Origin of the sequence: Tolypothrix tenuis PCC 7101 (assembly GCF_963874875.1) — a bacterium.
Lineage (GTDB): Bacteria > Cyanobacteriota > Cyanobacteriia > Cyanobacteriales > Nostocaceae > Aulosira > Aulosira tenue.
The window spans coordinates 7821932-7846252 of sequence record NZ_CAWNJS010000001.1 but is presented as its reverse complement, the minus strand read 5'-3'; the positions used below and the strand labels follow the sequence as shown (position 1 = coordinate 7846252).

The 24321-nt window shown below is 41.3% G+C and carries 20 protein-coding genes and 2 tRNA genes; 16 read left to right on the top strand and 6 right to left on the bottom strand.

The annotated features are described in order from the left end of the window. The first annotated feature begins 69 nt into the window (after window positions 1-69). The gene (locus AACU25_RS30925; protein WP_096582224.1) at window positions 70-666 is read left to right on the top strand and encodes a glyoxalase-like domain protein; all 597 of its coding nucleotides are present in this window, start codon (window positions 70-72) and stop codon (window positions 664-666) included. A gap of 602 nt (window positions 667-1268) precedes the next feature. Here AACU25_RS30925 and AACU25_RS30920 read toward each other — a convergent pair. The 3 genes from AACU25_RS30920 to lysS form a co-directional block, all read right to left on the bottom strand. Continuing rightward, window positions 1269-1736 (bottom strand): hypothetical protein, encoded by a 468-nt coding sequence (locus AACU25_RS30920; protein ID WP_096584309.1) that lies wholly within the window; start codon window positions 1734-1736, stop codon window positions 1269-1271. 44 nt (window positions 1737-1780) lie between these two features. After that, the gene (locus AACU25_RS30915; protein WP_096582222.1) at window positions 1781-2476 is read right to left on the bottom strand and encodes a hypothetical protein; all 696 of its coding nucleotides are present in this window, start codon (window positions 2474-2476) and stop codon (window positions 1781-1783) included. A 137-nt stretch (window positions 2477-2613) separates the two neighbouring features. Beyond that, window positions 2614-4140 carry a lysine--tRNA ligase gene (lysS, locus tag AACU25_RS30910; RefSeq protein ID WP_096582220.1) on the bottom strand — a complete coding sequence of 509 codons (1527 nt, stop codon included), beginning with the start codon at window positions 4138-4140 and terminating at the stop codon, window positions 2614-2616. A 478-nt stretch (window positions 4141-4618) separates the two neighbouring features. Here lysS and AACU25_RS30905 point away from each other — a divergent pair, with 478 nt between their 5' ends. Continuing rightward, on the top strand, window positions 4619-6241 hold the full coding sequence (locus AACU25_RS30905; protein ID WP_321206599.1) for a GUN4 domain-containing protein: 1623 nt from the start codon (window positions 4619-4621) through the stop codon (window positions 6239-6241). A 611-nt stretch (window positions 6242-6852) separates the two neighbouring features. Here the strand turns inward: AACU25_RS30905 and AACU25_RS30900 are convergent. Beyond that, window positions 6853-8178, bottom strand: coding sequence for a hemolysin family protein (locus AACU25_RS30900; RefSeq protein ID WP_045868022.1), 1326 nt, complete (start codon window positions 8176-8178; stop codon window positions 6853-6855). Between the two features lie 310 nt (window positions 8179-8488). Between AACU25_RS30900 and mfd the strand changes: the two genes are divergently transcribed. The 9 genes from mfd (at window position 8489) to AACU25_RS30855 (ending at window position 17568) form a co-directional block, all read left to right on the top strand. Next, window positions 8489-11977: a transcription-repair coupling factor gene (gene mfd, locus AACU25_RS30895; RefSeq protein WP_096582218.1), complete on the top strand. Its 3489-nt coding sequence runs from the start codon at window positions 8489-8491 to the stop codon at window positions 11975-11977. 17 nt (window positions 11978-11994) lie between these two features. Then, complete coding sequence (locus AACU25_RS30890) at window positions 11995-12192, top strand: hypothetical protein (protein WP_096582216.1); 198 nt, start codon at window positions 11995-11997, stop codon at window positions 12190-12192. Window positions 12193-12204: 12 nt separating this feature from the next. Then, the gene (locus AACU25_RS30885) at window positions 12205-13590 is read left to right on the top strand and encodes an AAA family ATPase (RefSeq protein ID WP_096582214.1); all 1386 of its coding nucleotides are present in this window, start codon (window positions 12205-12207) and stop codon (window positions 13588-13590) included. Continuing rightward, window positions 13590-14156, top strand: a complete 567-nt coding sequence (locus tag AACU25_RS30880; protein ID WP_096582212.1) for a hypothetical protein — start codon at window positions 13590-13592, stop codon at window positions 14154-14156. The genes AACU25_RS30885 and AACU25_RS30880 overlap by 1 nt, the downstream gene beginning before the upstream one ends. A gap of 163 nt (window positions 14157-14319) precedes the next feature. Continuing rightward, window positions 14320-14883, top strand: a complete 564-nt coding sequence (locus AACU25_RS30875; protein WP_096582210.1) for a Uma2 family endonuclease — start codon at window positions 14320-14322, stop codon at window positions 14881-14883. A gap of 18 nt (window positions 14884-14901) precedes the next feature. Further along, entirely contained in the window at window positions 14902-15075 is a 174-nt protein-coding gene (locus AACU25_RS30870; RefSeq protein ID WP_190445645.1) for a hypothetical protein, read from the top strand. A 143-nt stretch (window positions 15076-15218) separates the two neighbouring features. Continuing rightward, on the top strand, window positions 15219-16622 hold the full coding sequence (locus tag AACU25_RS30865; RefSeq protein ID WP_096582208.1) for a tyrosine phenol-lyase: 1404 nt from the start codon (window positions 15219-15221) through the stop codon (window positions 16620-16622). Window positions 16623-16695: 73 nt separating this feature from the next. Continuing rightward, entirely contained in the window at window positions 16696-17124 is a 429-nt protein-coding gene (locus AACU25_RS30860) for an acyl-CoA thioesterase (RefSeq protein WP_096582206.1), read from the top strand. A 198-nt stretch (window positions 17125-17322) separates the two neighbouring features. Next, complete coding sequence (locus AACU25_RS30855) at window positions 17323-17568, top strand: hypothetical protein (protein WP_096582204.1); 246 nt, start codon at window positions 17323-17325, stop codon at window positions 17566-17568. Between the two features lie 156 nt (window positions 17569-17724). On the opposite strand, the gene AACU25_RS30850 is transcribed toward AACU25_RS30855, so the two are convergent. Further along, window positions 17725-18510 (bottom strand): TrmH family RNA methyltransferase, encoded by a 786-nt coding sequence (locus AACU25_RS30850; protein ID WP_096582202.1) that lies wholly within the window; start codon window positions 18508-18510, stop codon window positions 17725-17727. Window positions 18511-18588: 78 nt separating this feature from the next. After that, window positions 18589-18670, bottom strand: a tRNA-Leu gene (locus AACU25_RS30845). 302 nt (window positions 18671-18972) lie between these two features. Here AACU25_RS30845 and murA point away from each other — a divergent pair. The 5 genes from murA to AACU25_RS30820 all read left to right on the top strand — a co-directional run bounded on the left by murA (window position 18973) and on the right by AACU25_RS30820 (window position 23570). Beyond that, window positions 18973-20349 (top strand): UDP-N-acetylglucosamine 1-carboxyvinyltransferase, encoded by a 1377-nt coding sequence (gene murA / locus AACU25_RS30840; RefSeq protein WP_096582200.1) that lies wholly within the window; start codon window positions 18973-18975, stop codon window positions 20347-20349. A 190-nt stretch (window positions 20350-20539) separates the two neighbouring features. After that, complete coding sequence (locus AACU25_RS30835) at window positions 20540-21403, top strand: M48 family metallopeptidase (RefSeq protein WP_096582198.1); 864 nt, start codon at window positions 20540-20542, stop codon at window positions 21401-21403. 87 nt (window positions 21404-21490) lie between these two features. Next, a complete protein-coding gene (locus AACU25_RS30830) occupies window positions 21491-22585 on the top strand; it encodes an alpha-hydroxy-acid oxidizing protein (protein ID WP_199347196.1) in 1095 nt (364 codons plus the stop codon). A gap of 57 nt (window positions 22586-22642) precedes the next feature. Next, window positions 22643-22726, top strand: a tRNA-Leu gene (locus AACU25_RS30825). A gap of 649 nt (window positions 22727-23375) precedes the next feature. Continuing rightward, entirely contained in the window at window positions 23376-23570 is a 195-nt protein-coding gene (locus AACU25_RS30820) for a hypothetical protein (RefSeq protein WP_096582194.1), read from the top strand. The last annotated feature ends 751 nt before the right edge of the window (window positions 23571-24321 follow it).

Genomic DNA, 24321 nt, shown 5'->3' with positions numbered 1-24321 from the left:
CAAGGACTTAATTTTAGTCTTTATCGACAATAATAAAAGCCATTCCCTTATACAATATTTGACTTGTTCATGGTTATAGCCTCTAGTGTGATATCGTTCCAACTTAGTCCTTTAACTTTAGGCTCGTTTCTGCCTTCCCTGCCCCTGGATAGCCTACTCTCCACCCAAGGCATTATGGTATTGCTCCTGGCGGCTTACGCGGGAGCAATGTGGATGTTCCTCACCAGTGCGCCCAAAGTACACACCGTTATGGTGTCAGATTTGGAAATTGCGCGACAGTTGTATGAAGGGCTGCTAGATTTGCCAGCCGCTGAAGTGCCTTTGCACTATTACTACAACTACGAACAAACTATAGGCGCAACAGGCATAGACCCACTTTATATGTCTACAGGGCCCAGCTTCTCCAACAAAATGATGAGTAATGCCAGTGAAGGTTTGTGGTATCAGTTAAAGAAAAATACCCAGTTGCACGTGATTACTGGCGCTAGTTTAGGCACAAAAAACCAGCAACGCCATGTTTGCTTTGACCGCGATTGCCTAGAAATGATTTTAATGCGAGTAGAAACACGCGGTTTGAAGTTTAAAATTCGCAACCAAAAACCCCTTAATTTTTTAGTTAAGGATTATGAAGAACGCATTATTGAAATGGCTGAGGTTGCGAATTAGTTATTAATTAGGGGTGTAGTCATCAGTAACCATGAGTTAGGGGCGCAAAGCTTTGCGCCCCTACATATTATTGGGTGCAAAATTTTTTAGAATTTGATTATTTCGCAACAACATAATAATTAAATTCCTACTGCATCGCCTGACAAATTCTGTATTAGTTTTATAGGATGAAATGTCACTTAGGGACTTCCAGAAATTAAATTAACCATTTTGCGGAGGGAAAAACATAATTGTCTTCTTCCTCCTCTGCCTCCTCTGCCTCCTCTGCCTCCTCTGCCTCCTCTGCCTCCTCTGCTTCCTCTGCTTCCTCTGCTTCCTCTGCTTACCAAAGCAATTGATTATTTTTTTATTTGGAAGTCCCTTATACAAATTTGAAAAAAGAATGCGACAGATTGTAGGGGAAAGGCAGTGCCTTTCCCTCTAGATATATTGATGTGTTGCAAACATTATTTGATTTGATATTACTTTAGCGAGATTTAGATTCCCGACTTTTTGAAAAAGTCGGGAATCTGGGTAGCAAGGTTTGCGAATTTTTGGTGTCATCTCGGTGCGTTGCGCTGTGCGACAACACACCCTACTTCCAAAACTCAGCACTCAAAAATCTAGAGATTTCTACCGCGAATTTCTTCCAACTTCTCTAAGAGTTCTGCTGCTAAATTAAAAAGTTCAATTTCATCAATTTCAATTGTGCTGTAGCGGTAACTGTCTCCCACAACCACTTTACCTGCTAAAAAGTTTTTGATAGCAAAAATCTGGTCTTCTTGTGGGAAACTCAAATATTTGTCCAGCTTGCTAGCAATTTCACAGATGGGTTTGTCTTGCAGTTGCTTGCGTACCCTAACAGCTACCCAGTTATCACTTTCCAGGAAGGCTATTACAGCAGCTTCAAAACTCTGCGGTTCTTCTTCTACCCATTTTTCCCACCAATCTTCATCAACATCATCAAAATATAAATTTACACAGTCAAGTCCATAAGTCATCCATTCTCTTTGTAATTGCCTAGCTGCTTCTAAATGTGCCAAAAAATTTTCTAATCTTGCTTGAGGTTCAACTGGAATTTTGTGCCCCATAATCATGTAGTTTGGTGAAGACAGTGACGGAAAATGGTCTACAACTATAAATTGAATTTTAAGTAAATACCTGTTGGCAAGCGATCGCTGTTATATAGTGATATATTCACTACCTGATTGACAAAATCCGTAATGTGGGGATTGTAACTTAAGAACAAACCTCTATCTATGCTCCAAAGTAGCAAGGTATTTTCCCAATTATCAGATTTTTCCTGAGAAAATTCATCCGAAAGACTAGTGATCTGAATACACAGTGGTTGCTTCTCTCGATTACTAACAATTATATCAGTTGCCATTGAGAAGTCGGCTATATAACACTGCCAAAAAGTGCCTTCCCGATGGATGATATCACTAGCAATCAATCTCAGAACATTGATATCCGCTTGATGATACTCCCCCGCCATCAATTTCTGTTTCCAAATAGAGAATTTTGGATCTGCTTGATTCAACCATTTGGGGAATAAATAACTATACCAATAGTATTCCGTTGGTGTCATCCGTTCATAGTATTGTTGCCGCTCCTCTAGTGATGCGGAAGACTGAATATCAAGCCAAATCAGCGCATCTTTAATTATCTGTTGCAGAAAAAAAAGTACAAATTTCTTAGATGTTAGAGAACCAGGCTTAACATCTTTTACCCAACGATTGATCTCTTCTAACCTTTTCGCTAAACCAGGATCTATTAAAGATGCTTCATCTATGAGTAATCTTAATTGTTTTTTAATATCTTTGGCTTGCAAATAATGATAAACCTCAAAACTGGAGTGAGCGGCAAGAATTATAAAATTATTTTATAGCATTCTTAATTAATAACCTGCAAAAACGCAAAAGCTTACGTCTTTACAGGTGTTTTTAGCTATGTAATTGCTAGTTAGGATTAAGTTGTAGCCTCTGGGGATGAGTCAGATTTTTCGGGTTTGAGGAGGGGAAAGGCGATCGCATCCCGAATACTGGCAGAATCAGTTAATAGCATTACCAACCTATCAATCCCAATCCCTAATCCGCCTGTAGGTGGCATTCCATATTCCAAAGCGGTCAAAAAGTCTTCGTCAACACCTTGGGCTTCTAAGTCGCCAGCAGCTTTGCGTGCAGCTTGGGCTTCGAGACGTTCTCTTTGGTCAATGGGGTCGGTCAGTTCTGAGAAACTATTACCAGTCTCCCGCCCTACAATGAATAACTCAAACCTTTCTACCAAACCAGGCTTAGAACGGTGCGGCTTCGCTAAGGGCGAAATTTCAACGGGATAGTCAATGACAAAAGTTGGCTGAATTAAGTTGGCTTCTACCTTTTCTTCAAAGGCTAAATTCAGTAACTTGCCAATAGATTGAGCTTCATCTACACCAGGAATCCCAGCATTTTTACTGGCTGTTTTTGCCTCTTCCACTGTTTGGAAGGCATTAAAATCCAAGCCTGTGTATTCTTTGACTAAGTCATGCATCGTTACCCGCCGCCAAGGTGGTGTCAAATCAACAGCTACTTCTTGGTAGGTAATCTGCAGTGTGCCGAGTACTTCTTGGGCAACAGTGGTAATAATTCCCTCTGTCAACTCCATCATGTCATTGTAGTCGGCGTAGGCTTGGTAAATTTCAATTGTGGTAAATTCTGGGTTATGTCGAGTTGAAATTCCTTCGTTACGGAAAATTCGCCCTAACTCAAATACCTTTTCAAAACCACCAACAATCAACCTTTTCAAATGCAGTTCTGTGGCAATCCGCAGATACAACTCCATCTCTAAGGTGTTGTGATACGTGATAAACGGGCGTGCATCCGCACCCCCAGCCTCACTTTGCAGCACTGGCGTTTCAATTTCTAGAAAATCGCGCTGTTCTAAATAGCGACGAATCCCCGCAGTAATTTGGGCGCGGCGGCGGAAAGTTTGCCGCACATCAGGGTTGACAATCAAGTCAACATAACGCTGACGGTAGCGTTTAGCCACATCAGTCAACCCGTGCCACTTGTCGGGTAGAGGCAATAGGGATTTGGTTAGAATACTGTATTGTTTGACGTAGACAGATAACTCGCCCTTTTCAGTCCGTTTTATAGTGCCTTTGACTCCCAGGATATCGCCTGCGTCTGAGAGTTGCTTGAGGTGATTGAAAGCATCAGCATCAATATCGGCCATGCTTTCTTGAATGCGATTTTTCTCTAAATAAAGCTGAATCGTGCCTGTTTCATCTTGCAAGGTGAAGAAAGCCAGTTTACCAAAGACACGACGCGCCAGAATGCGCCCAGCAATGGCAACTTCTAAATCAACTTCTTCACCACTAGGTAAATCAGCAAATTTTTCTTGTAGTTGTGCTGCGTGGTGGGTAGACTCCCATCGATAGGCATAGGGATTCATTCCCAGTTGTTTTAGCTGGTCTATTTTTTCCAGCCTCGTGGCACGGATATCTTCTTCCGACATGGTAACGAACGCTCATAGGGCAAGATTAATTATAGATGCTGTAAAACTAGCCGCGACTCTCAAGGCTGAAGATTTACTAATAAGAAATATTTTTAACCAAATTAGCTAATAATATTACAGCTAAGAGTTTAGGGACTGCCAGAAAATAAATTAGGGACTTCCAGAAAATAAATTATCCAAATATAGTCCGAGAATATTTTTATTCTCCCCCTGCTCCCTGCCCCCTGCCCCCTGCCAAGAAAGCGATAGTATATTTTTTTAGTTGGAAGTCCCTTATCCCATGTTCATAGTGATAGATTTTTTCTCCTCTGCTTCCTCTGCCCCCTCTGCATACACAGCGTTCGCGTAGCGTCCCGCAGGGATGGAATAATTTTTTTAGTTGGAAGTCCCTTAGTGACACATTTCCTGGTCACAGGCTACAACAGAGTGAATTCTGGCACACAATCAAATCTACTCCTTTGTGGAGAAGTATGCAAAAATGGTATCTTTACCTCTTATAGTTGACACAATTATTTCAAATTTGCTTAAAAGTACTGCTAATAGCATTAGCAGAACAATTGATGAAATCGCTACTAGTTATAGTACTTCAGTTTTCTTAGGATCTTTATTTAAAGATGACAATCGCTACATAGAAGCAATCATACAATCTCATGCAATTAGCGACAATCACCTCAATGAGTTACCAAAACAGTTGCGTGTGGAGTGTAGTAAACAACTTCTTGAATTATTAGGTGAATGGCAAGCTAATCAAGTTCAGCGTCAATTACCAGATATTCGCAACTTCTTTGAACAAAGAGATTTATCAAATATTTTTAGCCGGGAAGAAACTTACAATATTTTAAGTAATGGGCAAAAAAAACATCGGTTACTAGTATTAGTAGCACCACCACATATTAGTCCTCATTGTCCATCTTCTTTGCAACATGATTTACCAATTGAACTTCCAGAAAAATTAAAAACTTTTCTCCATAGAGATTATCCTCTCAACAGTGATCTATGCCCTGTAGAATTTTATGGCGACTATTTTATGCGTGCCATTAGTGATACGGATATCCTTCAATTACAACAAATTTTGCCGCCTATTCCTACAGTCGTACTGCACAGCAAAATCACTGATTATGAAGTTTATTTTCATGCAAATTTTTGGCATCCCAATAATAGCAAGATAGCTAAAATTAATCTACCTACTTGGAACTGGGAAGAAGCCTATGAAGCTTTACAAGCAGCTGATTATAATGAGACGCGGGCTATTCGCACTATTCGGCAAATTATAGTGACGCTTCACCAACTACTAGCAGCATTACTCACAGATTGGTATTACTTACATCTCAATCATTTATACGAACCACAACTATTTGATTTAGAGCCAGAGTTGGCAATTGGGCAATGCTCATCAGATTTGCTCAAACCATATACTGATATCTTGCACGATTTTTATCTACAGCAAAAGCAAGCCTATCAAGAGACTTTGAACTATTTAATTCATGAAAAATCTGCAAAATTTAGTGAAATTAATATCGGAGTTGAAAAAAGCATAATTAAGCCAGAATATTTTAGAATTAGTCAAGACGATATTCAAATCTTTAACAATAAATTTAGTATAGATTACTCTAATTTGCAGCTTCTTCTATCAGAAAAAAACTGGCAAGCAGCAGATATAGAAACCACAAAAATTATTTTCACTATTGCCAGTCAACAAATAAACAACTTGAATTTAGAGTTACCAATGATGAATCAGATATTGTTTTCTGGTGAATCTATTGCAAATTTCCCTTGTGAAGATTTGCGAATCATTGATAAGCTCTGGTTGAATTATAGTAATTTACATTTTGGATTTAGTATTCAAACTTGTATTTGGCAAAGAGCAAGCCAAGCATCTGAAGATCTAAATTTAAAATGCAAAGATTTTACCGAGCATGTCGCTTGGATTGTAAATGGTAAGTGGCTCAAAGACGAGCAAATAAATTATAGTCTTGAGGCTCCCTTAGGTCATCTTCCCTTTGATTTCACCAACTTATTTCTCAGAAAAGATTTGAAAAATATAAACAATTGGGGTTGTTGGTATGAGTTGTACGATCGTATCCAAAGTTGTGCAATATAAAATTAAGTTTAGATAATTATTGTATGAGTTTTAGGTGGAAAAATATTGCAATTTTATTTAAATAAAACTCTAATTTATTAAGGTATATTTTCTGTCATTTGATGTATTACCGGTAAGTCAGAAAAATCATTATAAGCCAATAAGGTTTAGTTAATACCAATTTGAAAAAAGAATGCGACATACTTAGGGGCAAGGAAATGCCTTGCCCTCTAGAATATATTGATGTTATGTGTAGCAAACATTATTTGAAGTGGTATAAGCTCATTAGCGATTGATTTATCCTTATTAAAAAAGCCATCAGAATTGGGGGAGAATCCCCCAAACCCCCTCCAAAATTATTGTTCTGTTTTCTTTGTTGAGTAACTAGTTTTTTGGTTTTGTTAAGCCAAACCACATCTAGTTTGCATAATCTGAAATTGTATGTTTATTGTGGGGTGGGGCATCTTGCCCGCCCAATATATGCAAGTTAAATATGGAACAGCTTATCGATTAATTTTTTTAACTGAACTATATTTTATTATTAGCAACAATATTCAAGTAATTTAAGGGCGCAATATATACGCCCTTATACATGAGTTGCTTTATTTATGCTTGACTTTTTTGACTCATGTCTAAGATTCTGTGGACTCTGTTGATTTATGATTTCTGGGAATCACCAGTACTTTATCAACTCTATTGCCATCCATATCCATGACTTCAAAACGCATCCCCTGCCATTCAAAATGATCTGCGGCGGCGGGTATTCGGCCTAGATGAGTAATCACAAAGCCACCCAAAGTTTGATAGCTACCTCGCTCATCTGGTTGCCATTCCTCCATATCAAATATTTCTAAAAATTCTTCTACAGGTAACATTCCATCTAACAGCCAGGAACCATCTTCTCTTTGTACTGCTTGGGGTTGATCCTGACTGGGATCGGCTGGCACATCACCCACAATTTCGCTCATGATGTCATTGAGGGTTACTAGTCCTTGAATTACACCATATTCATCTACTACCAGTGCCATGTGAGTAACGGTTTGTTTAAATAACTCCAAAACTCTTAAACCACGGGTACTTTCTGGCACAAATACAGGCTGTCGTAATCCCACAGTTAAATCGAGAGGCTCACCCTTAAAACTCCTAGCTAATAAATCTGTCACTGGAATGACACCTAGGACGTTATCTAATCCTTCTTGACAAACTGGATACCGAGAATAGGCACTATCCACCATTTTCTCGCGGTTTTCTTCTGCACTGTCTTCTAAATCCAGCCAGACAATATCGGGGCGAGGAGTCATAAAAGCGCTGACAGGGCGATCGCCTAAGCGAAATACTCGCTCTACCATGTCCTGTTCAGCTTCTTCAAAAGTACCAGCCTCAGTACCTTGCTCAATTAAGATTTTAATTTCTTCTTCCGTGACTTGCGGCTCAGTAGATGGTCTAATTCCTAACACCCTCAACACCATTTCCGTAGAAGCACTTAAAAGGTAAACGGCTGGAGATGCGATCGCAGCTAAAGCCCGCATCGGTATGGCTACAAACGCAGCAATGGCTTCTGGGTTATTCAATGCCAAGCGCTTCGGCACTAATTCGCCCACAATCAGCGACAAATAAGTGATAATTAAAACTACTAGCCCGAATGAAACTGGCTGACTGTAAGCTGCTAAAAACGGAATTAACTTCACATAAACCGCTAACTTTTCCGCAATAGTCGCGCCACCAAATGCACCAGTCAGGATTCCAATCAGGGTAATCCCAATTTGAATGGTAGAAAAAAATTGATTGGGAGACTCAGCGAGTTTCAATGCTGCTCTTGCTTTTGCGTCTCCTTGATTAGCCAACTGCTGTAACCTGACCTTACGCGCCGAGACGATGGCCATCTCGGACATAGAAAACACCCCATTGGCAATAATTAATACCAAAATGATTAAAATTTCAAAAGTCATGGAGGACATTCTTATAATTGCCGCTATCAAGAGCGAACTTAGCTTAACTCTTAGTATCTAGTATTAAAGGTGCATCGATAAACGCTTTAATTGTACATAAAGAGAATGGGGGATGGGGCATTGGGCATTGGGCATTAGGCATGGGTTAATTGGTAATTGGTAATTGGTAATAGGAATTTCTCACCTTGTCTTTTCATCTCCCCAGTCCCCAATCCCCAGTCCCAAGTCCCCAGTCCCCAATCCCCAGACGGCTGTTAACAGTATTTAAAATAGTTGACATAAGCTGCTACTCGACGACTCCAAATTTATAGTAAAAGTTATGGCATTTTCTTCTATTGTGCGTGCTTTAGTGCGATCGCCACTAACCACCGAGCTAGTTTCTAAACTCAATCGTCAACAGGATTTGCGGTTAAATGGTATTCCCCGCCTTCCTAAGGGTTTAGTGGCTTCGGCATTGGCACAGCATTCTGAAAAGAATTTATTTGTGGTGTGTGCCACTTTGGAGGAAGCAGGACGCGCTTATGCACAATTAGAAGCAATGGGATGGAAAAATGTCTATTTTTATCCCACCTCCGAAGCATCACCCTATGAGCCTTTTGACCCGGAAACGGAAATGACTTGGGGACAAATGCAGGTGTTGGCTGATTTGGTGAAGAGTCAAGAGTCAACGGTCAAAGGTCAACAGTCAAAAATTGCCATTGTAGCGACAACGGGGGCGCTACAACCTCATTTACCACCACCAGAGGCTTTTATCCCTTATTGCTTGACTTTAAAAAAGGGGATGGAATTTGGCTTAAATACCTTTAGTACGAAACTCGCTACTTTAGGCTATGAACGAGTACCCTTGGTAGAAACAGAAGGGCAATGGAGTCGGCGCGGTGATATTGTTGATATCTTTCCGGTAGCGTCAGAGTTACCAGTGCGGTTGGAATGGTTTGGTGACGAAATCGAACAAATCCGGGAATTCGATCCCTCAACTCAACGATCTGCCCTTGACAAAATTGACCACATTGTTCTCACACCTACCAGCTTTGCGCCTATTGTCACAGATGAACTAAAAAATCGTGCTGATTTCGCAGCCATAACTGCTGAATTAGATTCAGACTCAGCACTCTTAGAAGGTAGCCGTCGCTTTTTAGGGTTAGCTTTTGAGCAACCAGCATCTTTGTTAGACTATTTAAGCGAAAATACTCTAGTTGCCATCGATGAGCCAGAACAATGTCATGCTCATAGCGATCGCTGGGTAGAAAATGCTGAGGAACAATGGTCTCTGGGAACTGGGGAAATTGGGCTGGGTTCTTTACAATTGCCAAAAATCCATCGGTCTTTTGATGACTGTTTAGCAACAGCAGAGAAGTTTAAACGAGTATATTTATCGGAACTGGCAGAAGAAAATACTGGCATTAATCTTGCCAGTAGACCTGTTCCGGTTACACCACATCAATTTGCCAAACTTGCTGACACATTACGCCAAGAACGCGATCGCAATTTTTCGACTTGGCTAATTTCGGCTCAACCTTCCCGTTCGGTTTCGCTGTTGCAAGAACATGACTGTCCAGCGCAGTTTATCCCAAATCCCCGTGATTACCTCGCAATTGAGAAGCTACAAATTAACCATATACCTGTAGCGCTTAAATATTCTGGGTTGGCGGAACTGGAAGGTTTTATTCTCCCCACCTTCCGCTTGGTAGTAGTTACAGACAGGGAATTTTACGGACAGCATTCCTTAGCTACTCCTAGCTATATTCGCAAGCGCCGCCAAGCTGCATCGAAGCAAGTTGACCCTAATAAGCTACGTCCGGGAGATTATGTAGTTCACCGCAGCCACGGGATTGGTAAATTTGTCAAACTCGAAAGTCTGACAATTAACGATGAAACCCGTGATTATATTGTGGTGCAGTATGCTGACGGTTTGCTGAGAGTTGCAGCCGATCAAGTTGGTTCTTTATCTCGGTTCCGCACCACCGCCGATAAAGCACCCGAACTGCACAAAATGACGGGTAAAGCTTGGGAGAATACCAAAAATAAAGTCCGCAAAGCCATCAAGAAATTGGCAGTGGACTTGCTGAAATTGTATGCGGCGCGATCGCAACAACAAGGCTTTAGCTACCCAGCAGATATGCCTTGGCAAGAGGAAATGGAAGATTCTTTCCCCTACCAACCGACTACAGACCAGTTAAAAGCTGTACAAGATGTCAAACGCGACATGGAAAGCGATCGCCCAATGGATCGCTTGGTTTGTGGCGATGTGGGTTTCGGGAAAACGGAAGTTGCTATTCGCGCCATTTTCAAAGCTGTCACTGCTGGTAAACAAGTGGCTTTACTTGCGCCGACAACCATCCTCACCCAGCAACATTACCACACCCTCAAAGAACGCTTTGCACCTTACCCGGTGAATGTTGGCTTACTCAATCGCTTCCGCACTGCTGAGGAACGGCGAGAAATTCAAAAGCGCTTATCTACGGGAGAACTAGATATAGTAGTGGGAACACACCAACTTTTAGGCAAAGGTGTATCCTTCCGCGATTTAGGACTGTTGGTTGTGGATGAAGAACAACGCTTTGGCGTTAACCAAAAGGAGAAAATTAAAAGCCTCAAAACTCAGGTGGATGTGCTAACACTGTCTGCTACACCCATTCCCCGTACCTTGTATATGTCTTTATCGGGGATTCGGGAAATGAGCTTAATTACTACCCCACCGCCATCTCGGCGACCAATTCAAACTCATCTGGCTCAGATGAATTATGAAACTATCCGTACAGCTATTCGTCAAGAACTAGACAGAGGTGGACAAGTATTTTACGTAGTTCCCCGAGTAGAAGGCATTGAAGAGACAACAACAAAATTGCGCGAAATCATTCCCTCAGCTAGGTTTGCCGTAGCTCACGGTCAAATGGATGAAGGACAGCTAGAATCAACAATGCTTACCTTTAACAATGGTGATGCAGAGATTTTGGTTTGTACGACAATTATTGAATCTGGTTTAGATATTCCCAGAGTCAACACCATCTTAATTGAAGATGCCCACCGTTTCGGGTTAGCGCAATTGTATCAATTACGGGGTCGTGTGGGACGTGCGGGGATTCAAGCTCACGCCTGGTTATTTTACCCCCAGCAGCGAACCTTATCGGAAGCTGCACGCCAGAGATTACGAGCCATTCAGGAATTTACGCAATTAGGATCTGGGTATCAACTCGCAATGCGCGACATGGAAATACGCGGTGTCGGGAACTTGCTAGGTGCAGAACAATCCGGTCAAATGGATGCGATCGGCTTTGATTTGTATATGGAAATGTTGGAAGAATCGATTCGTGAAATCCGCGGACAGGAAATTCCCAAAGTTGACGATACGCAAATTGACCTTAACCTCACAGCATTCATTCCTGCTGATTACATCCCCGACTTAGATCAAAAGATGAGTGCTTATCGTGCAGTAGCAGCAGCGAAATCTAGAGAAGAATTAAACCAGATTCAAGCCGAATGGAGCGATCGCTACGGTGCAATTCCAGCGCCAGCTAGTCAATTATTGCGAGTAATGGAACTTAAACAATTAGCCAAGAAATTAGGATTTAGTCGCATTAAACCCGAAAATAAACAGCACATCATTTTAGAAACCCCAATGGAAGAACCAGCTTGGAACTTACTAGCGGCGAATTTACCAGACAGTTTGAAAACACGCTTTGTCTATTCTCCAGGTAAAGTAACAGTGCGAGGTTTAGCAGTTCTCAAAGCTGATAAACAATTGCAGAGTTTACTTGATGCTATGAGTAAAATGCAAGGTGCGATTCCAGAAGCTGCCGTAGTTTGATTAGTTAGGAGCCTACCATGAACAGAGAAACTAATTTGAACAAATCGCAGACTTATTGGCAACGCTTAGATGTCATGAATGATGAAGATATAGATTTATGCCATTGCACTGAAATTACGTCAAATCTGTCTACCAAAGCAACAGTGAACATAGGTTTACCCATTGCCCAAACCCAGCTGGTATGGTTGAGGAGGATGCTAAGGGATGATCGCTAAAGGAATACGGCAATGAAAATTAAAGTCAAAAATCTTGGTGCTTTAAAGCAAGCCGAATTTATGCTTGGCGACCTGACGATCATTTGTGGCTGCAATAATACAGGCAAGACCTACGCTACTTATGCCTTGTTTGGCTTTTTATATACTTGGCAGCGAATGTTTTCGATCCCAATTAGCAGCGATAAAATAGAGCAACTTCTGGCAAACGGCGTAGTTCGTCTTAATATACAAGAATACATCAAACAGTCTGAGCAGATTGTTGCTAATGGTTGTCAGGCATATACTCAGCAATTACCTAAGATTTTTGCAGCACAGACGGAACGATTTAAAACAACTAATTTTCAGGTAATTCTGGATATCCAGAATATTCGTTTGGTAGACAGATTTGATTTGAAAATGAGAGCCGCTAATGCAGAACTTTTTTCGATCACTAAAAGCGAAGAAAGCACAGAATTAGTTGTAACCTTACTTGTTGAGAAAGAGCAGGTAACAATTCCTACCGATGTCCTTGAACGCATTATTGCTGATGCTCTTAAACACATTATTTTTGAGCGGCTTTTTCCTCGTCCTTTTATCGCTAGTGCAGAAAGAACTGGTGCTGCTATTTTTCGCAAAGAGTTGAATTTCGCCCGGAATCGGCTGCTGGAAGAAATGGGTCAGGTGGATAAAAACATTGACCCAAGGGAGCTTTTACTGAAAGATTATGATGATTATGCTCTACCAATAAAGACAAATGTGGACTTTATTCGGCAGCTTGAAAGCATTGTCAAAAAAAGCAGTTTTATTGCCGAACATCATAAAGATGTACTGGATGATTTTGCTGATATTATTGGTGGCGAGTATACTGTGACTCGCAACGATGAGCTTTACTATGTGCCCAAGGGTAAACGAGTCAGGCTTTCTATGGATGAAAGTTCTAGTGCCGTGCGTTCCTTACTAGATATAGGCTTTTACCTGAGACATGAGGCTCAACTTGGCGATTTACTGATGGTGGACGAACCCGAAATGAATCTACACCCGGAAAACCAGCGACGCGTTGCACGGCTTTTCGCTCGATTGGTAAACCTCGGTATTAAGGTTTTCATCACCACCCACAGTGATTACATCATCAAAGAACTGAATACGCTGATTATGCTTAATCAAGATAAAACCCATCTCAAGCGAATTGCTGAAGAAGAAGGTTATCGCCCAGCAGAACTGATTTCTCCTGAAAAAATCAAAGTTTATATTGCGGAAGAAGCACCAATAATACTAGAGGGAAAAACAAAAAGAATTAAATGCCAGACCTTAACACCAGCTGACATTAATCTAGAACTGGGTATTGAAGCTCGTAGCTTTGATACAACCATAGAAACCATGAATAGGATTCAAGAAGCGATCGTCTGGGGTCAGGATTAATGTCTGATATTGCTATCCTGAAACAGATGATTAAGGCAACCGCTACAGTTCCATTGGAAGCGCACCACAACAAAAAGCAAGTAAAACTTATAGAACCGGATTTACCCAGTTGTATTGTCACAATTCATGGAATGCCTAATGAAGATCAAGTTATTGTCATCAAGGCCGATGCTTTTCAATCGCCTTCAACCATCTTTTCTGGCTCAAAAGGTGAGTGTAAGCGTGCAGATTTTGTCATCGTTGCTGATACTGATACAAAAAAGGTCATTCTCTGCATTGAAATGAAAGCAAAGACTAAGACAAGTCCAGAATGGGAAATCATTCAGCAACTTAAGGGTGCTAAGTGTTTTATAACCTATTGCCAGAAAATTGGTAAAGAGTTTTGGGGTGAAAAAAATTTCTTGGACACTTATGTTTACCGCTTTGTTACTATCAGAAATATCAACATTAATAAGAGAACTACACGTGAGAAAATAACTGATGCTCATAGTATTCCAGAGCAAATGCTTAAAATCAGTTCTCCAAATTACATTCAATTCAGTCATTTGATCGGAGGCAAACAATAACGGCAGTTGTACTTTATAAATAGAAATGAGTAATTTAAGTGAATAAGCAATTAAGCGGTCTCGCTTTCTTTCGCAACACCGAAAGCGATCGCCATTGACCAAAATTACCAAAATGTACAATAAAGATTTGAGATAGTCTAGCAGTTCTAGAGCCAATCCCTAAATGCTACAAGCCGCAAGCAAAACTCTAACACTGGAGGAGTTTCTGCAGCTACCAGAAACAAAACCTGCTAGTGAGTATATTGATGGTCAAATTATCCCCAAACCAATGCCACAAGGGAAACATAGCACGTTGCAAGGAGAACTTATACCTGCGATCAATTGTGTAGTTAAACCTCAGCGTATTGCTCGTGCATTTCCTGAATTGCGTTGTACATTTGGCGGACGTTCAACTGTACCAGATATCGCAGTGTTTATCTTGAGTAGGATTCCTCGCGATGAAAATGGAGAAGTTGCTAACATATTCCCCATTGCTCCCGATTGGACAATTGAAATTTTGTCTCCCGATCAAAGCCAAACAAAGGTAACCAAAAATATTCTCCATTGTCTCAAGCATGGAACTCAAATGGGATGGTTGATTGATCCAGATGAGCAAACGGTGTTTGTTTATCGCCCTAAGCAAGAAACTGAGGTGTTTGACGAGCCAGATGCAATTCTACCTACGCCATTGTTTGCGGGTAAGTTACAGCTGACAGTCAAAGAGTTGTTTGCTTGGTTATTAGAGTGAGATTTAGTATAGCTTTGAGTGCGATCGCATCATCACCCTCAGTTCTCTAAATATACTGATTTATACTCGATTCCAGATACACAACATCCCCATGATGGAAACAGCGATCGCAGAATATGTGAAGAAGTTGCAACAGAAGCGAACAGTTTAAGCGATCGCCTTTTCCCTCAAATGAGCAGCGTTACAATTTAATCAACTCTATTAGCTGTTGAATTTTCGCAGAGTTGATTCGTTATATCAATTACGAATTACTTTGACAATCTTGGCAATCCTGGTTTCACACACCAAAATGGTATGCAAATATTCAGCAAGCCTAGATGAAGGAGTCAAGAATTATGACAGACGCTATACCAGAACGCCCACGTCGTCGTCGCTCTTGGGCTGAACCATATAAAATTAAGGTGGTTGAGCCGTTAAAAATGACTACTCGTGCTGAACGCGAACAAGCGATCGCAGAGGCTGGTTACAACACTTTTCTATTGCGTTCTGAAGATGTTTATATAGATTTGCTGACTGATAGCGGCACTTCTGCCATGAGCGATCGCCAATGGGCTGGGATGATGGTGGGAGATGAAGCTTACGCTGGTAGCAAAAATTTCTATAGTTTAGAAGAGGCTATCCAAAAATATTACGGCTATCGTTACATTCTCCCCACCCACCAAGGACGCGGTGCGGAAAATATTCTCTCCAAAATTTTGATTAAACCCGGTGATTACATACCCGGTAATATGTATTTCACCACCACCAGGTTACATCAAGAGTTGGCTGGTGGTACTTTTGTTGATGTAATTATTGATGAAGCCCACGATCCGCGATCGCAACACCCCTTTAAAGGTAATGTCGATTTACAAAAGTTAACTGACCTGATTAAACGTGTTGGTGCGGAACGCATTCCTTATATTAGCGTTGCTGGTACAGTGAATATGGCAGGTGGACAGCCAATTTCTATGGCAAATTTACGTGCTGTCTACGAATTAGCTAAAAGTCACGATATCCGTATCATTCTTGACGCTACTCGTGCTGTAGAAAACGCTTACTTTATCCAGCAACGAGAAGCAGACTATCACCAGCAATCAATTGCCATCATCTTAAAGGAATTTTGTTCCTATACAGACGGTTGCACTATGAGTGGTAAGAAGGATGCATTAGTAAATATTGGTGGTTGGCTAGCCTTGAACGATCCCGATATTTACGAAGAAGCACGTAACATGATTGTTATTTATGAGGGTTTGCATACTTACGGCGGTATGGCTGGGCGTGACATGGAAGCTATGGCCATAGGTATTGAAGAATCAGTCCAAGACGATCATATTCGGGCAAGGATAGGGCAAGTTGAGTATCTAGGACAAAAGCTACTAGATTGGAATATTCCCATTGTTGTGCCGATTGGTGGTCATGCAATCTATTTAGATGCGAAAGCTTTCTTACCCCACATTCCCCAAGACCAATTTCCTGCACAGCTTTTAGCAGCAGAACTATATCGAGAAGCGGGTATTCGAGCAATGGAACGTGGTATTGTTTCCGCAGGACGCAACAAAGATACAGGTGACCACTATTATCCAGAGTTAGAACTAGTGCGGCTAACAATCCCTCGCCGCGTTTATACTCAAGCTCACATGGATTTAACTGCAGAAGCAGTAGACGAAGTATATTACAATCGCCATCGCTTGCGGGGATTGAAGATGGTTTATGAACCTAAATATCTTCGTTTCTTCCAAGCAAGATTTGAGCTGCTCTAAAGGTATAAATCTCGCTGATCCAAAAAAACTAATATAAAGAAAGTCTCAAACACCGATCAAGTTACAAATCTCCATGCAATTCTTCAAAACTTTACTACGTGTTCGTCACTACGAAATGGATGCTCTCGGACATGTTAACAATGCTGTCTATCAAAATTATCTTGAACAAGCAGCGATTGAACACTCGGAACACCTAGGTTTAAGTTTAGATGTCTACAAAGAATCGGGTGGTGTATTTGTGATGCGGCGGGTAGAAATTGACTATCTCCGCCCAGCCGTAGCAGGTGATACTTTAGAAGTCACAACTTGGTTGCGGGAAATACGGGGGACTCGCTGCTTCCGACTTTATGAAATTCGTAAACAAAACCAAGATGAGTTACTAGTAACAGCCGAAGCTATGTGGGTATGGGTAGATGCTAAAACCATGCGTCCACGACCCATTCCCACTATGATGTTAGATAAATTCTCAGCAATAATAAACTCTAGCGTCTCCACGAACTAGTAGTTATGTATGAAATCCTGATGAAAACTTTCTAGTAATGATCACGGTTCCAGTTTCCACTCTCAATATGTAAATTTGATACAATATGACGCGATGATTCCGGAAAGTTAAGACTATGATATGTAATCTCAAAAAGATACAAATTTAGTCACTGCATTCAAAATCGTGCCAATAAATTCACATTCTCAGGTCAATCTTATGGAGCAACGTCAGCAAGAAGAACGGGAAACGGCGGCCCAAGAATTTCAAGCAGCCTTGGATGAATTGGAGACTATGTTACAAGGAAATCCCATCCCAGAGCAAACTACATCAGGATTGTCTAACGGTAGTCTCAGCGATGCTCAACTCAAGGCTGAAGAAGAAGATTTAGCTGCTATCGATCTAGAAGCTTTTGAAGATGCGGTGGCTGATATTGAGAAATATCTGGCAGAACGCATCAAATAAGTAGGCTGGCGCAATTTAAAGATAAGTGGGAAAGGCTGTCATTTGACCTTAGTCATTTGTGAGCCACTGCGCCCTTACGGGTTTCCCGGCTTAAAGCAAGTGGTATTATTGGTAAGGGCTTAAAGCCTATATGCACCAACTTACTTAAATCAAGTATTACTGACGATAAATCATTTGCCTTTGGGCTTCATATAACATCAACGCAGCTGCGATCGCCACATTCAAGGATTCTACACCTGGACTGAGGGGAATTTGTACTTGCTTGTCTGCCATTGCTGCGATCTCTGGTGACAAACCAGCACCCTCATTGCCCAATAAAATTAAACTGGGTTTGCGCCAATCTACTTCCCAGTAAGTTAACTTAGCGCTGGGTAAAGTAGCGACGACTTGCATTCCCGCTTGCTGACTTTGCACAATTGTCGCTGTTAAATCTTCTGTCACTGCTGTTGCCAAACGAAACCATTGTCCAGCAGAGGCGCGTAAAACTTTGGGGTTATCTAAATCTACACTATTGCCACTCAGCCATAAACCTGAAGCACCTGCGGCTGCGGCTGTGCGAATAATCGTGCCTAAATTACCGGGATCTTGCAAAGTTTCTACAGCCAGAACTATACCAGTCACAGGTAATTGTGTTTTTTGATCGCGCCTTTTGGCGGTGGCGACTACCCCATCTGGTTGGACTGTGGTGGCGATCGCATTTAAAACTTCTGCACTGACAATTTCAGAGCGATCACAAAGATTACAAGCTTGCTCCCAAAGTTCAGGATGAGAAGCTTGCCATTCGGGAGTGCAACAAACTGCCACTAAAGGATAATTTACCGCACAAGCCTCTTCTAACAAGTGCGTCCCTTCTAATAAAAATAATTCTTGCTTATGTCGCTCCTTCGCTGCGTGTAGTTTGCGAATTTGCTTCACTAGGGGATTTTGTAAACTGGTCAACATGACTGTAGTGAGTTAAAAGTGCTGAGTGCTGAGTCTTCTTCCTACTCAGGAATCAACACTCAGCACTCATTACTCAGATGCGGAACCCGGGACTTGAACCCGGAAGCCTTGCGGCACTAGAACCTGAATCTAGCGCGTCTGCCAATTCCGCCAGTTCCGCTGGCATTTAACATGACCATTTATGATTATTACGCATTTATCTAAATTTGTCAATTCCTGTGTCTGGTTTTTCAGGGTATCGGATGGTACCAGCCAAGAATTTATATTTTTGCTAGTTATCAGAAATTTTAAATTCTTATAAACTTTGCCCTTACTCGTTTTCAGCCATTAGCCCCGACCGAAAAATACCATTTATTGATGCAAGAAATAGGCACAGAATGTAGACAAATCAAATCTTTACTGTAGAATCAGAACCAACTTCAAACCTTATAAAATTGACATATTTATCTTGGAGGTAGGCTTATTAATCCTTCTAGCAGCTTACCAGATGCCAAATCCACTCTGGAAGCAGACTCCTCAGTCTTGCAAATTTGGGGCGGGCATCCTTTGCGGGGTCATGTAAAAATTAGCGGGGCGAAAAATTCAGCACTGGTGATCATGGCTGGAACCTTGCTATGTTCAGGAGATTGCCGTATCCATAATGTCCCCTTATTAGCGGACGTGGAACGGATGGGTGAGGTTTTATCTGCTTTGGGCGTTCGTCTCACACGCAACGGCGACATTTTAGATATCAATGCCAGTGAAATTACCACTTCCAAGGCTCCCTACGAATTAGTTACCCAACTGCGGGCAAGTTTCTTTGCCATTGGGCCGATTTTGGCAAGGCTGGGAGTAGCCCAGATGCCATTACCAGGAGGTTGTGCAATTGGAGCCAGACCGGTTGATTTGCACGTCCGCGGACTGCAAGCAATGGGAGCCGAAGTTCAGATTGAGCATGGCATTTGTAATGCCTATGTTCCTGGAAGCAATGGCAGATTAAAAGGAGCCAGAATTTATCTGGATACCCCCAGCGTGGGCGCAACTGAAACTTTGATGATGGCTGCTACTCTTGCAGATGGCGAAACCATTATCGAAAACGCCGCACGGGAACCAGAAGTAGTTGATTTGGCAAATTTCTGTAACGCAATGGGAGCCAAGATTCAAGGTGCTGGCTCCAGTACAATTACCATCGTCGGGGTGTCCAAGTTGCATTCGACAGAATACAGCATTATTCCCGATCGCATTGAGGCTGGTACATTTTTAGTAGCAGGGGCGATTACTCGCTCAGAACTGCTCCTCTCACGAGTCAGTCCAGAGCATTTAACCCCAGTTCTTGCTAAGTTACGGGATATTGGCGTAACCATTATTGAAGAAGCGCCCGACTGCTTACGTGTTCTCCCTGCGACAACCCTCAAAGCCACCGATATAGAAACTCTACCGCATCCCGGGTTTCCCACAGATATGCAAGCGCCGTTTATGGCTTTGCTAACTTTGGCAGAAGGTGACAGCCTGATTAACGAATCAGTGTTTGAAAATCGCTTACGTCATGCTTCCGAATTAAATCGCTTAGGGGCTGATATTCGTGTCAAAGGTAACACTGCCTTTGTTCGAGGGGTACCAATGTTATCAGGCGCACCAGTATTAGGCACGGACTTGCGAGCATCAGCAGCGCTAGTCTTAGCAGGGTTGGCAGCAGAAGGCACAACTACAATTCAGGGTTTACACCACCTCGATCGCGGCTACGATCAACTCGATCTCAAGTTGCAACAGCTGGGTGCGAAAATTCTGCGTGTAGGCGAACCATCCGCAGATGGCGCAGCTGCTAGTACCAGTAATTCCCCCGCCTCCATTCAGTCCTAGTAAGTAGTTGGGCAATACCCGCCCTGCTAAATCGTTATACTGGGATGAGGAATTAGGGACTGGGGACTGGGGACTGGGAAGACAATAAGAATAAGGGGAACAAAGGAAAAATAATTAATACCCAATCCTCCCCTCCCCAATACCCAATCCCTAATACCCAGTTCCCATTCCCTTTTACGCTTCTCACACCATGTCATTAAAAACACCGCTGATTGGTTTAAAAGCCGACTCCTTTCGTCATCCCTTAGACTTGGAAGCTACAAAAACTCTCAAACAGATCCCAGGTTTAGATATGATGGTGCGGAATCTGCTTGGGCCAATGGCAGAGCAGGTTTTTTATGTAGAAAATATTGCCTCTAGCGTTTTGGTAGGTGAAAACCAACTGCCAGATTTATACAAATTGCTGTTAGAAGCTTGCAAAATCTTAGATATAGAACCTCCTCAGTTATATATCAGGCAACATCCAGCACCTAATGCCTATACCTTTGCAATGCGAGGTCAGCAACCTTTCATTGTGGTGCATACTTCGCTAATCGATATCCTGACACCACAAGAAATTCAAGCTGTCATTGCCCATGAGTTAGGACATCTTAAATGCGACCATAGTGTTTACCTAACCCCCGTAAATTTACTCATCTTAGCAGCCGCAATCTTGCCTAATGTCGGCTCTTTCATTGCTCAAGCAATACAAACACAACTGTTAGAGTGGGTACGCTGTGCTGAGTTTACTTGCGATCGCGCCGCATTGTTAGCTACCCAAGATCCCAAAGTTGTGATGTCAGTTTTGATGAAGTTAGCTGGTGGTTCGCCAACTTTAGCACCGCAACTCAACCTTGATGCTTTTGTTGCTCAAGCTCGTGCCTACGATGATATTAGCAAGAACGAACTCGGCGAAATGGTCAAAGCCGCCCGCACAGCCCAATTAACTCACCCAGTACCAGTACTGCGAGCCAGAGAAATTGACAGATGGGCAAGTAGCAAAGAATATCAAAACTTATTGTACAACCATAAACCAACCGAACTTACATCCAAAGGTGGATGGCGAAATTGGTAAGTTAAGCATCTTGTCTTCTCCTTTGCACCTCTGCATCTAGGCGTGAGATATTAAAATACCGAACGCCTAGCCAACATCCACAATCAATTGCAACCGATCAACCTTTTTGAATACGAAGAGTTAGCGAAAAACCACCTTTCGCAGATGGCGCTTGATTATTACAGTAGCGGTGCTGGAGATGAAATTACATTACGAGATAACCGCGCTGCATTTGAGCGTTTAAAGTTGCGTCCGCGCATGTTAGTAGATGTGAGCGATCGCAATTTATCTACCACAATTTTAGGGCAACCTCTTGCCCTACCTTTACTCATTGCACCAATGGCGTTTCAATGTCTAGCCCATCCAGAGGGAGAAATCGCTACCGCCAAAGCTGCGGCTGCAGCAGGTGTAGGTATGGTTCTCAGTACTTTGGCGACTAAAACCATTGAACAAGTTGCAGAGATACGCCAACATTTCCCTGATGCCTTGCAATGGTTCCAGCTCTACATCCATAAAGATAGAAGCTTAACTCGCACTTTAGTCGAAAGAGCCTACAATGCAGGTTACAAAGCATTATGTTTAACTGTAGATGCTCCCATGTTGGGAAGGCGCGAACGCGATCAGCGTAACGAATTTTCCTTACCTCCAGGTTTACACGCCGCTAATCTTGCAACCATCTCAGGGTTAGATATACCCCATGCACAAGGGGAATCTGGGTTGTTTACTTATTTTGCTCAACAGCTAAACCCGGCACTAACTTGGGATGATTTAGCATGGTTGCAATCAATTTGCCCTCTACCCTTGGTGATAAAAGGTATATTACGAGGAGATGATGCCATACGTGCAGTCGAGTGCGGAGTCAAAGCAATAGTTGTCTCTAATCATGGTGGCAGACAATTGGATAGTGCGATCGCATCTTTAGATGCTTTAGCTGAGATTGTCACCGCAGTAGATGGTAAAGCCGAAATCTTGATGGATGGTGGAATCCGTCGTGGTACAGATATTCTTAAAGCCTTAGCTTTAGGCGCAAAAGCTGTACTAATTGGGCGGCCGATTTTATGGGGACTCGCAGTAGCTGGAAAAGCTGGTGCATCCCATGTAATTTCGCTGCTACAGGATGAGTTAAGTTTAGCTATGGCACTAAGTGGCTGTGCCAAACTAGAGGATATTGATTCCAGTTTAGTCAAATCCGCAGAAAAATAATTTTCCATCCTTGTTGAAAAACTCTCAGATAGTGTATATTAGTAAAGTTGCATCTAAGGGCGGGTGGCGAAACTGGTAGACGCACCACACTCAAAATGTGGCGACCTTGCGGTCATAGGAGTTCGATTCTCCTCCTGCCCACTTTAAAATAACCGAGTTATCAGAATTTTTCCTGAACGGCTCTCTAACAAGAGTCATCAAATTATCGTAATTGACTTTTTTAGATAAGCAAGTTAATACTTGCTACAAGCTAGCGTGACTAGTCTTTAGCTTACTCAGCTAAAGCATATCTAGTAATACGCCTAAAAAGTCGAAAGTATTGTGAGATAGGCATTTTATCCACTAGAATTACACAATTTGAATATGGAACATCATCTCAGCGCCAATTATTTTATTGGACAAAGGAAACTATACAACAGTTAACTGCGTCTAGATTTTGAAATGATACTATCTGCATTCCATACATTATGGTCTTCAATATCAAACTCCGAAATCATCAACTATCAAAACCAAGACTCATCAGACTTGGTAAAAAGTAGTTAATGTTACATATTATCTCTGTTTTTATACTTGTATAGTATGTATAATATTTATTTAAATAATAAGTGTTTATACTTTTATTTTTTTCATGCCTAACTAACCATTAAGATTTAATGCTAATATAGTTATGAGCTAACGATGAGATGTAAGAATTCCTGCCTAATCAAAATTAATTGATTAAGTTTGTGTCTGCATTTCGTCATAGTCACCATTGTTATTCACTTTCCAGTTACACAGAGAGTAAAAAAATATGAGATTAAAAAGATGGGAATCTCCTCGCCGAGAAGGCAGGAATGATAAAGGGAAAGGTGGTTCAGCAAGACAGCGACAACTTAAAAAACAAAGGCAAATGTTGCGACAAAGACTGAAAGAAACTCAAAAATCGGACAATAAAAATAATAATGCCAAAGGAGAAGAACAATTAATCTTCTCCTTTTTTATTTAGTTGCAAATGCAAAAAATATAGATTTAAAAGATAATTGCCTGAAATATAAACAAAAATTATTAAGTCATTTAATTAAAAATTAAATTTTAAATCAGACACCAATACTGAAATCAATACTAGGGAAGATGACGCTGTTAATTGCAGAATCAAGGTAATAAATATCAGGTCAAAAAGCGTTTACAATCAGGTGAGTCTGTGTTATCAATGTACGAAACAGTTATCTGCAACATTATCAGGGAACTATTACTGTGTTAGGCAGTCATTAGCTAATTAGGAAATTAAACTTGCTTTTGTGTGGAAATTAATACTTTATAATTTGATTAAAGTGTAATATATGCACACAGATAATTCTTCAGCTTACATAGTTTTTGATTTTTAGCTTGAGTTTGATACCAATTTCAGCCAATTTACTGATGAGCGCAGCACCTGCAACCAGTTCTGGATGATGCGGAAATCTCTAGATAATCACCCTAATTGAATACACAAACAACAATATACCGTAGCAAAATGTATATTAATTAACTACAACTTTAGTTACTGCCAATATCTATTTTCAGAGAGTTCATGAGATTTTTTGTCTCTACTATCTTCGAGCTAGAAGCTTGAAAATATTATTTTCCAGTTGTTCTACGTAATTCTTTTTCCAGATGATCTCTTACTCAGTTCATGATATTTACATAAAATGTAATATTTTTGTAAAGAAATTGCAAAGTAAATATAAAGTAACCATAAAGTTTATAGTAAATTTTGG

What these genes read in the sequence shown, in the direction of transcription:
- AACU25_RS30925 (WP_096582224.1), top strand. Translation starts at nt 70, where the DNA reads ATGGTTATAGCCTCTAGTGTGATATCGTTCCAACTTAGTCCTTTAACT.
- AACU25_RS30875 (WP_096582210.1), top strand. Translation starts at nt 14,320, where the DNA reads ATGCTACAAGCCGCAAGCAAAACTCTAACACTGGAGGAGTTTCTGCAG.
- AACU25_RS30820 (WP_096582194.1), top strand. Translation starts at nt 23,376, where the DNA reads ATGAGATTAAAAAGATGGGAATCTCCTCGCCGAGAAGGCAGGAATGAT.
- AACU25_RS30850 (WP_096582202.1), bottom strand. Translation starts at nt 18,510, where the DNA reads ATGTTGACCAGTTTACAAAATCCCCTAGTGAAGCAAATTCGCAAACTA.
- AACU25_RS30835 (WP_096582198.1), top strand. Translation starts at nt 20,540, where the DNA reads ATGTCATTAAAAACACCGCTGATTGGTTTAAAAGCCGACTCCTTTCGT.
- AACU25_RS30920 (WP_096584309.1), bottom strand. Translation starts at nt 1,736, where the DNA reads ATGGGGCACAAAATTCCAGTTGAACCTCAAGCAAGATTAGAAAATTTT.
- lysS (WP_096582220.1), bottom strand. Translation starts at nt 4,140, where the DNA reads ATGTCGGAAGAAGATATCCGTGCCACGAGGCTGGAAAAAATAGACCAG.
- AACU25_RS30865 (WP_096582208.1), top strand. Translation starts at nt 15,219, where the DNA reads ATGACAGACGCTATACCAGAACGCCCACGTCGTCGTCGCTCTTGGGCT.
- AACU25_RS30855 (WP_096582204.1), top strand. Translation starts at nt 17,323, where the DNA reads ATGGAGCAACGTCAGCAAGAAGAACGGGAAACGGCGGCCCAAGAATTT.
- AACU25_RS30890 (WP_096582216.1), top strand. Translation starts at nt 11,995, where the DNA reads ATGAACAGAGAAACTAATTTGAACAAATCGCAGACTTATTGGCAACGC.
- AACU25_RS30900 (WP_045868022.1), bottom strand. Translation starts at nt 8,178, where the DNA reads ATGTCCTCCATGACTTTTGAAATTTTAATCATTTTGGTATTAATTATT.
- AACU25_RS30860 (WP_096582206.1), top strand. Translation starts at nt 16,696, where the DNA reads ATGCAATTCTTCAAAACTTTACTACGTGTTCGTCACTACGAAATGGAT.
- AACU25_RS30905 (WP_321206599.1), top strand. Translation starts at nt 4,619, where the DNA reads ATGGTATCTTTACCTCTTATAGTTGACACAATTATTTCAAATTTGCTT.
- AACU25_RS30885 (WP_096582214.1), top strand. Translation starts at nt 12,205, where the DNA reads ATGAAAATTAAAGTCAAAAATCTTGGTGCTTTAAAGCAAGCCGAATTT.
- AACU25_RS30880 (WP_096582212.1), top strand. Translation starts at nt 13,590, where the DNA reads ATGTCTGATATTGCTATCCTGAAACAGATGATTAAGGCAACCGCTACA.
- mfd (WP_096582218.1), top strand. Translation starts at nt 8,489, where the DNA reads ATGGCATTTTCTTCTATTGTGCGTGCTTTAGTGCGATCGCCACTAACC.